The organism is Actinocrinis sp., assembly GCF_035938995.1.
Classification (GTDB): domain Bacteria; phylum Actinomycetota; class Actinomycetes; order Streptomycetales; family Catenulisporaceae; genus DASZGI01.
In genome coordinates this window covers 1-9,534 of sequence record NZ_DASZGI010000067.1, presented here as the reverse complement: position 1 = coordinate 9,534, position 9,534 = coordinate 1, and the positions used below count along the sequence as shown (strand labels likewise).

The 9,534-nt window shown below is 70.0% G+C and carries 7 protein-coding genes; 2 read left to right on the top strand and 5 right to left on the bottom strand.

The window, feature by feature from the left end; all coding sequences use genetic code 11:
* Positions 1–2,033, top strand: a 2,033-nt coding sequence (locus VGZ32_RS04425; protein WP_326884509.1) for a carbohydrate-binding protein, incomplete at its 5' end; no start/stop codon positions are given.
* Positions 2,034–2,151: 118 nt separating this feature from the next.
* Positions 2,152–4,548 carry a carbohydrate-binding protein gene (locus tag VGZ32_RS04420; RefSeq protein WP_326884508.1) on the top strand — a complete coding sequence of 799 codons (2,397 nt, stop codon included), beginning with the start codon at positions 2,152–2,154 and terminating at the stop codon, positions 4,546–4,548.
* An 867-nt stretch (positions 4,549–5,415) separates the two neighbouring features.
* On the opposite strand, the gene VGZ32_RS04415 is transcribed toward VGZ32_RS04420, so the two are convergent.
* The 5 genes from VGZ32_RS04415 to VGZ32_RS04395 form a co-directional block, all read right to left on the bottom strand.
* Positions 5,416–6,216 carry an urease accessory protein UreD gene (locus VGZ32_RS04415; RefSeq protein ID WP_326884507.1) on the bottom strand — a complete coding sequence of 267 codons (801 nt, stop codon included), beginning with the start codon at positions 6,214–6,216 and terminating at the stop codon, positions 5,416–5,418.
* 7 nt (positions 6,217–6,223) lie between these two features.
* Positions 6,224–6,952 (bottom strand): urease accessory protein UreG, encoded by a 729-nt coding sequence (gene ureG / locus VGZ32_RS04410; protein WP_326884506.1) that lies wholly within the window; start codon positions 6,950–6,952, stop codon positions 6,224–6,226.
* On the bottom strand, positions 6,942–7,646 hold the full coding sequence (locus tag VGZ32_RS04405) for an urease accessory protein UreF (protein WP_326884505.1): 705 nt from the start codon (positions 7,644–7,646) through the stop codon (positions 6,942–6,944). Before VGZ32_RS04405 ends, ureG begins: the two co-directional genes overlap by 11 nt.
* 9 nt (positions 7,647–7,655) lie before the next feature.
* Complete coding sequence (locus VGZ32_RS04400) at positions 7,656–9,380, bottom strand: urease subunit alpha (protein WP_326884504.1); 1,725 nt, start codon at positions 9,378–9,380, stop codon at positions 7,656–7,658.
* A partial coding sequence (locus VGZ32_RS04395) for an urease subunit beta (RefSeq protein ID WP_326884510.1) occupies positions 9,373–9,534 on the bottom strand: 162 nt, incomplete at its 5' end. The genes VGZ32_RS04400 and VGZ32_RS04395, both read right to left, overlap by 8 nt.

Sequence of the window (9,534 nt, the reverse complement as noted above, 5' to 3'; positions counted from 1 at the left end):
GACAATGGTTCAACTACACGATCAACGTCACCACCGCCGGAACGTACACCGTCAGCTTGCGCCTGGCGGCACCGAACGCGGTCACCGACGGACTGCACATCGCCAACTCCTCGGGAACCAACCTGTCCGGGAACATCAACGTCCCGGCCACCGGAGGCTGGCAGACCTGGACCACCGTCACAGCCACCGTCACCCTCCCAGCCGGCACCCAAACCCTCACCGTCAACCAGGACAACGCAGGCTGGAACATCAACTACCTCACCTTCGCGAGCGGTAGCGGCACTCCCCCGCCGCCGACCGGCGGCGGCCTCGGCGCGAACGTGATCGTGATCAGCCCGAGCCAGTCGGTCAGCTCGATCGCCAGCCAGCTCAACGCGATCGGCACGCAGCAGAACCCGAACCAGTTCGGCACCCAGCGCTACGAGATCCTGTTCGAGCCCGGGACCTATGGCTCGGCCGCGTCCCCGCTGGACTTCCAGGTCGGCTACTACGAGAGCGTGGCGGGCCTCGGCCAGAACCCCGGCCAGACGGTGATCAACGGCACCATCGACTCGTGGAACCAGTGCGTCGGCGGCGTCCAGACCCAGTGCTACGGCACCACCAACTTCTGGCGCTCGATCTCCAACCTGACCATCAACGTCACCGGGCTGACCGGCTGCAACGCCGGTGAGGACGTGTGGGCGGTCTCCCAGGCCGCGCCGCTGCGCCGGGTGGAGTTCAATGGCAACCTGACCCTGATGGACTACTGCGGCGGCACCCCCGGCTGGACCAGCGGCGGCTTCATCGCCGACTCGGAGCTGAACGGCACCGTGGAAAACGGCTCGCAGCAGCAGTACATCACCCGCAACACGAACATCGGCTCGTGGACCAACGGCGTGTGGAACCAGGTGTTCTGCGGCGACCCGGGCGCGCCGACGCAGAGCTTCGGCCCGACCCCCGTGTCGGCCGGCGGCCCCCAGCCGTACACGACGCTGGGCACCTGTCCGACGACCGAGGAAGAGCCCTACCTCTACACCGACTCCTCCGGCAACTACAACGTGTTCGTACCCTCAGTACGGACCAACTCCAGCGGACCGTCCTGGGCCGGCGGCAACACCGCGGGCACCTCGCTCTCGGTGAACAACACGTTCTACGTGGTCAACTCCGCCAGCACCATCGCCACGATCAACGCGGCGCTGGCCGCCGGTGAGAACCTGCTGTTCACCCCGGGCGTGTACAGCTACGCCTCGACCATCAACGTCACCAAGGCCGACACGAAGATCATCGGGCTCGGATTCGCCACGCTGATCCCGACCGCCGGCCAGAGCACGATGACCGTGGCCGACGTCAACGGCGTGAACATCTCAGGCCTGATCTTCGACGCCGGCCCGACCACCTCGCCCACGCTGCTCACCGTCGGCACCCAGGGCTCGGCCGTCAGCCACGCCTCCGACCCGGTCAGCGTCGACGACGTGTTCTTCCGGGTCGGCGGAGCCGAGGTCGGATCGGTCACCGACGCCTTCATCGACAACAGCAACAACTCCCTGATCGACGACGTGTGGTCGTGGCGCGCCGACCACGGCGCCGGCGGCGGGTCCTGGACGTCGGACACCGCGGCGACCGGAACGACCGTGAACGGCAACAGCGTCACGGCCTACGGCTTGGCCGTCGAGCACTATCAGCAGTATGAGACCGTCTGGAACGGCCAGGGCGGCACCGTCGTCTTCTACCAGAACGAGGACCCCTACGACGTGCCGAGCCAGGCGGCCTGGATGTCCAGCGCGACCCAGGACGGCTACCCGGCCTTCTACATCCCCAACAGCGTCACCACGTTCCAGGGCTACGGGATGGGCAGCTACTCCAACTTCGACGCCGGAGCGGCCATCGAGAACGCAATGGCCTTCCAGGCACCGAACACCTCGGGTGTCGTGTTCCACGACATCTTGACCGTCTGGCTCAACAACCTGGGCGGCATCCAATCGGTGATCAACGGAACCGGCGCCGCCGTCAGTTCGACCGCCCCGGGCCCCAGCAACGTGGTCACCTACAACTGAACCGATCCACCGGATCGTCGAGAGATGAGATGACAGTACAATGATGTACTTCGTCAGCTTTACCAGAACCGGGGGCTCCCCCGGTCACCGGCGCCGCGCCGGGCGCCGGGTTACCCGCTTGATCCGCGCGCAAGTCACAGTCGCGCTCGCGGCGCTGCTCGGCATGTTCGTGCTGGTCAGCGGTCAGAGCAGTGCTTTTGCCGCGACCCGCGCCCCGTACGGCGGCACACCGGCCGCGGTGCCAGGCACCGTGCAGGCGGAGAACTACGACACCGGCGGCCAAGGCGCCGCCTACAACGTCACCTCAGTGAACGGATCGGCGAACAGCTACCGTTCCGACGGGGTGGATCTGGAAGCCACCACGGACACCGGCGGCGGTTACGACCTGGGCTGGACCGCAGCAGGACAGTGGTTCAAGTACACCGTTAGCGTCGCCACCGCCGGAACGTACACCGTCAACCTTCGCCTGGCCGCACCGAACGCGGTCACCGACGGACTGCACATCGCCAACTCCTCGGGAACCAACCTATCCGGGAACATCAACGTCCCGTCCACCGGCGGCTGGCAGAACTGGACGACAGTCACCGCGACCGCCACCCTGCCGGCCGGCACCCAGACGCTCACCGTCAACCAGGACAACGCCGGCTGGAACATCAACTACCTCACCTTCACCGCCAACAGCGGCGGCGGTGAAGGCCCGTACGGCGGCACACCGGCTGCGGTGCCCGGCACCGTGCAGGCGGAGAACTACGACACCGGCGGCCAAGGCGTCGCCTACAACGTCACCTCAGTGAACGGATCGGCGAACAGCTACCGCTCCGACGGGGTGGACCTGGAAGCCACCACCGACACCGGCGGCGGCTACGACCTCGGCTGGACCGCAGCAGGACAATGGTTCAAGTACACGGTCAACGTCACCACCGCCGGAACGTACACCGTCAGCTTGCGCCTGGCGGCACCGAACGCGGTCACCGACGGACTGCATATCGCCAACTCCTCGGGAACCAACCTGTCCGGGAACATCAACGTCCCGGCCACCGGGGGCTGGCAGACCTGGACGACAGTCACCGCGGCCGTCACCCTGCCGGCCGGTACTCAGACGCTCACCGTCAACCAGGATAACCCAGGCTGGAACATCAACTACCTCACCTTCACCGCCAACAGCGGCGGCGGTGAGGGCCCGTACGGCGGCACACCGGCTGCGGTGCCCGGCACCGTGCAGGCGGAGAACTACGACACCGGCGGCCAAGGCGTCGCCTATAACGTCACCTCTGTCAACGGCAGCGGCAACAGCTACCGCTCCGACGGGGTGGATCTAGAAGCCACCACGGACACCGGCGGCGGCTACGACCTCGGCTGGACCGCAGCAGGACAATGGTTCAAGTACACGGTCAATGTCGCCACCGCGGGAACGTACACCGTCAACCTTCGCCTAGCCGCACCAACCGCAGTCACCGACGCCCTACACATCGCCAGCTCCTCCGGCGCCAACCTCTCCGGCAACGTCACCGCGCCGGCCACCGGCGGCTGGCAGAACTGGACCACGGTCGCGGTCAGCTTCAGCCTGTCGGCCGGCACCCAAACCCTCACCATCAATCAGGACAACGCAGGCTGGAACATCAACTATCTGACATTTGCCACGTCGTCCGGCGGCGGCAACAGCTACGGCGGGTTCCCGTCTGGGTTCTGGGGCAACACCTCCAGCATCCCGACCTCGTCGGGCGCCATCGAGTTCGACTTCCTGAACGAGACCAACGGCCAGTACCCGGATAGCCAGGTCTACTGGTCGGTCAATGGCGTCACCGAGTCGATCGCGCAGTCGCCGTACTACTCGATGTCCTCATGCACCGCGTGCCGGGTCTACTTCTACCTGGGGTCCTCCGGCGCCAGCAGCCCGTACTACGACTTCATCGAGCTGAACTCCAGCGGCGCCACACTCAACGCGGACACCTCGCGGGTCGACGCCTTCCGGCTGCCACTCGCGATCCACCTGCACAATTCGGACGGCAGCGACACCGTCGTGGGTGAGAACGACTCGGTGTTCGCGGAGAGCAGGACCGCGCTGTTCCAGCAGTTCCAGAACTACGTGCCGAGCGTGTTCCAGCAGCTCGCCACGGTCCAGGCACCGTACGCGATTCCGGCGCCGAGCGACGTCGCAGCCTTCCAGCCGGGCGGCGCGGACGCGAACTACATGACGTCGTACGCCGCGTCGGTCGGCGCGACCGAGACGACGCAGCAGGTCTTCGGCTGCGCCAGCGGCGGCAGTCCGGCCCTGAACGGCGACGCGACGCTGTGCGCGGCGCTGAATCGGTGCGTGGCGCAGTTCTCCACCACGATCCAGAACACCCCGTCCGACTACTACATGAACGCACCGTGCAACTACTACGCGGCGTTCTGGCACTCCGTCGCCGTCAACCACCTGCAATACGGCTTCGCCTACGACGACGTCAACGGCCAGTCCTCCGACTTCAACACGACCGACGGGCAGTACGTCCAGGTGGCCATCGGCTACTGACGCCCGGACGGGCAACACCCTGAGTTCAATCGCGGCCGGTCGGCGGGCCCTCCCGCCGGCCGGCCTCGTGCGGAAATAGGACTGTATGGCTTTACAGACCTCTCTGGCGCGGTCAGGTCGAGCGGGGCGTTTGGCCGGTCGAGCGCGGTGATCAGGAACAACAGATTGTGTTCGACGGAGCGACGCAGTTCCTCGGCCGGGACGAGGTGTTCGTCGCGGTAGAACGCGATCCGCTCGACGCTCCGGCGCACACCTCGTCGGTCAACCGCGACCGTTGCGCCTCGGCCTACACGGCCAGCTCGGCCAGTTCGGTGCGGATCACGGGATCTTCAACCTGCGGCCCCCGCGGTGCGGCCGCACCTGGTGCGCCGTCGGTCCCCGGCCCGGCTGCCTGCTGATTCACGTCGTCAGTCTTAGCATCGCCGCGCCCAGCGCGTCACGCCACGCTGCATGAGGTACGCGCCCGCGCCTGCGACGCCACGCCATCGCAGCCCGCTCGTCGCGGACGCCACGGTGCACTGTCCCCGCGGGACAACATTCGGCGGACCTGCTCCACCCAGCGTTGCGCGCCGCCCCAGCGACGCTTTCTGCCACGGGCCGGGGGCACTTGCGATCGCCGCAGCCCGGCCGCGGTCGGCTTAGGTAGGTCGTCCCCGTCGGCCCAGGCATGGCTTGAACGAGAGCACGACGCCCACCGATCGACGGAGCCGTGGCCTCGGCCGCCGCGAGAATTCGACAGAGCTCGTTTCTCTGACGGGCCAACCAGTGCGGGCGCGGCGTGCCGGTGCCAGTCGGGGTGGCTGCGCGTTCTGGACCTGTCCGGTGTGGGGTGTTCGTATGCTGCGAATCATGAACCTGAATCACTCACTACATGTTCGACACACGCGAGACCGGCTCCAGCAACCTGCGCAGGGTCAGGCCGTCGGGTGCCAAGGCGCTGACGACGACGGCCGGGCCCGGCAGGGGCAGCACCGTGACGGCTCCGCCCGCGTCGTCGCGGGTGGGAAGGGGCAGCCGGTCCGCGGGCGGGACATGGGCCCAATCGGGGTCGACGATCACGATCGTGCCGATCGCGGTGTCGGCTGCGGTGACCGCGGCGCCGAGGGAGCCGGGGTAGCGCGGACCGGCGGCGAGGGTGTGGTCCAGCAGCGCCCGGCCGTCGCGGCGCACGCGCAGCCGGGTCGCGACCGAGCCGGGCGGTTCGCCGTGGCGGCCGAGCAGCACCTCCTCGCGCCACACCAGGCGCGCGTCCCCGACCAGATCGACATATGAGGTGGTGCGGTGGTGGGCACCGCGGGCGACGATCATCGGCTGGGGGCTCCAGGACAGGCGGGCGCCGTCCGCGACGCGCACCGTGATGTCGAGGGTTGATTCGCTCCCGAGCGGGCCGGGCAGCGCGATCGACGCGGCCACGCTGAGCACGAGCACGTGCGCGCCGGGGCCGAGGTCCACGGTGTAGTTCAGTTCGTCGCCGCCGAGCGGGCCGGCCGCTCCGCCGACGAGGTGGACTAGCGCGGCACCTGTCTCGCGGGCCGCGCCCGGTCCGGCGGGAGGATCCTGCTGCGTGTCGGTCTGGCGCAGCAGCAGCGGGGCCTGGCCGGCCAATGCGGTCAGGCGAGTGCGGCCGCCGGGGCGCACCTCGGCGGCGATGTGGGCGCTCGCCCTCACATCGGGCTCACGCGGGGCTCGGTGCGGTGTGCGCGGCGGCACGGCGCTGCGCGATCAGATCCTTGATCCAGTCAGCCACCGTCGGGGCGTCGGGGTGCTCGGTCAGCGAGATGAACGCGGTCGGGCGCTCGCCGCGCTTGACCGCCGCGTCCCGGCGCATCACCTCCAGGTCGGCGTGCACCAGCGCGGCCAGGTCGGTCTTGTTGATCACCAGCAGGTCCGAGGAGGTGATCCCGGGCCCGCCCTTGCGCGGCACCTTGTCGCCGCCGGCCACGTCGATGACGAAGATCTGCCGGTCGATCAGGCCCTTGCTGAAGGTGGCGGTCAGGTTGTCCCCGCCGCTTTCGATGAGGACCAGGTCGAGCGGCGCGAAACGGGCTTCGAGGGCCTCGACGGCGTCGAGGTTGGCCGAGATGTCGTCGCGGATCGCGGTGTGCGGGCAACAGCCGGTCTCCACGGCGGCGATCCGCTCGGGTTCGAGCACGCCCTGGCGCAGCAGGATCTCGGCGTCCTCGCGGGTGTAGATATCGTTGGTGACCACGGCCAGGGAGTACTGCGCGCGCAGGGCGCGGCACAGTGCGGCGACGAGCGCGGTCTTGCCGGAGCCGACCGGACCGCCGATCCCGACGCGCAGCGGTGCGCCGGGCTGCGCGGGCCGCACGCCGAGGGCCGGGCTCGGGGGCGTGCGCAGGCCGACTCCGGCGGCGCCGGGCTCGAGAGCATGATCACGATGCAAAGAGACGCACCTCCCAGGTGCTGTGGTGTTGTGCGGAGATGTCCAGGCGCGGCGCGCTGAACGAGGGAAGTTCGGCGGCCGGGCCCCGCGCCGCCGCCACCGCGGCGGCGGCCGTGTCCTGCACGAGCGGCTCGAGCGCGGCGAGCACCGCGGTGACCGCGTCGGGGTCGATGCCCAGCAGCCGGGTCGCGGCGCTCGCCGGGCCGGAGACGGAGCCGAGCGCCGCCGCCACGGCCGCGTCGAAGGGGTCGAGTCCGGCCGCCGCGCCCGCCGTGCCGAGGGCGATCGGCTGGTGGGGTCCGTCCGGGTGCACGGCGGCGGCCGCGCCGAACGCGGGGTGTGGCCAGCCCGCCTGCGCCGCACGGATCAGCTGCCGGCCCAACGCACGCGAGGCGCGGCGCTGCGCGGGCGACGGGGTGCGCGCCTCGTACTCGGTGTCGAGGTCGGCGAACGGGCTGTCGTCTGATGATCCGGCAGCGTGCGTGGGCACAGCGCGGGCCGCCCACAGCGCAGCCGCGGTGAAGGCGGCACCGGTCAGCCCAGCGGTGGTCAGTCGGCCGAGCAGGAAGCCGTGCAGGTCGGCGGCGTCGTTCACCCGTCCGGCGGCGACGGCGGCCTCCAGTCCGCCGGAGTGCGCGTGCGCGCCCGCGGGCAGCCGGCTGTCGGCCAGCAGGAGCAGCGAGGTCAGGCTCACGGCGGCGCCTTAGAACAGGAAGTAGCGTTGGGTCATCGGCAGCGCTTCGGCCGGCGACGGCTCCACGACCTCGCCGTCGATGCGCACGGTGAAGGTGTCCGGTTCGACCTCGATGCGCGGCAGCGCGGTGTTCTGCGGCAGGTCCGCCTTCGTGAGACCCCTGACATCGCGCTGCGGAGCCAGGCGGCGGCGCACGTCGAGGCGCTCGGCCAGCCCGTCCTCCAACGCCGCCTCGGCGACGAACGCCAGGCTGGTGGCGGGCGCGGCGTTGCCGTAGGCGCCGAACATCGGCCGCGGGAGGACGGGCTGCGGGGTCGGGATCGAGGCGTTCGCGTCGCCCATCGCGGCCCACGCGATCGCTCCGCCTTTGAGCACCAGCGCCGGGCGCACCCCGAAGAACGCCGGATCCCACAGCACCAGGTCGGCCAGCTTGCCCGGCTCGACCGAGCCGAGTTCCGCGTCCATGCCGTGCGTCACCGCCGGGCCGATCGTGTACTTGGCCACGTAGCGGCGGGCTCGGTGGTTGTCGGCCGCCCCGTCGCCGGGCAGCGCGCCGCGCCGCCGCTTCATCGCGTGCGCGGTCTGCCAGGTGCGCAGCACGACCTCGCCGATGCGGCCCATCGCCTGGGAGTCCGAGCCGATCATCGAGATCGCGCCGAGGTCGTGCAGGATGTCCTCCGCAGCGATGGTGGTCGGCCGGATCCGCGATTCGGCGAAGGCGAGATCCTCCGGGATCGAAGGGCTCAGGTGGTGGCAGACCATCAACATGTCGAGATGCTCGTCGATGGTGTTGACGGTGTGCGGGCGGGTCGGGTTGGTCGAGGCGGGCAGGAAATTGGGCAGCCCGGCCACGGTGATGATGTCCGGGGCGTGCCCGCCGCCCGCGCCCTCCACGTGGTAGGCCTCCAGGGTGCGCCCGGCCACGGCCGCCACCGTGTCTTCGACGAAACCAGCCTCGTTGAGCGTGTCGGTATGGATCGAGACCTGCGCCCCGGACGCGTCGGCGACCCGCAGGCAGGCGTCGATGACGGCGGGCGTGGCACCCCAGTCCTCATGGATCTTGAATCCGGCCGCCCCCGCCCGCAGCTGCTCCCACAGGGCCTCCTCGTTGGTCGAGTTGCCCTTGCCGAGCAGCGCGAAATTCACCGGCCAGGAGTCCAACGCCTCGAACATGCGGGCCAGATGCCAGGCCCCGGGGGTGACGGTGGTGGCCTTGCTGCCCTCGGCCGGGCCCGTGCCGCCGCCGATCAGGGTGGTCACCCCGGAGCCGAGCGCCTCCTGGACCGACTGCGGGCAGATCAGATGGACGTGGCCGTCGATGCCCCCGGCGGTCAGGATCTTCCCGTTGCCGGCGATGACCTCGGTGGACGGACCGATGACCAGGTCGGGGTGCACCCCGTCCATGGTGTCGGGGTTGCCGGCCTTGCCCAGCGCGACGATCCGCCCGTCACGGATCCCGACGTCGGCCTTCACCACGCCCCAGTGGTCGAGCACGATCGCACCGGTGATGACGGTGTCCGGGGTGCCGGGCACGCCGTCGCGCGCGGTGCGCACGGCATGCGCCATGCCCATCGACTCGCGGATCACCTTGCCGCCGCCGAAGACCGCCTCCTCACCGCCCGCGCAGCGGTCCTCTTCGACCTCGATGAACAGGTCGGTGTCGGCCAGGCGGACCCGGTCTCCGGCGGTCGGGCCGTAGAGCGCGGCGTACCGCTCGCGGCTGATCTCAGCCATCGAGCCTGCCCCCGTTCCGGGCCCCGGCCTCGCCGCGCAGCCCGGTGACCACGCGCCGCCCGGCGATCGGCACCAGCGCCACCTCGCGGGCCAGACCCGGCTCGAAGCGCACGGCGGTACCCGCCGGGATGTCCAGGCGCCGCCCCCAGGCCGC

Excerpts from the sequence above, each read along its gene's own strand:
- VGZ32_RS04400 (WP_326884504.1), bottom strand. The coding sequence starts at position 9,380 with ATGGCTGAGATCAGCCGCGAGCGGTACGCCGCGCTCTACGGCCCGACC.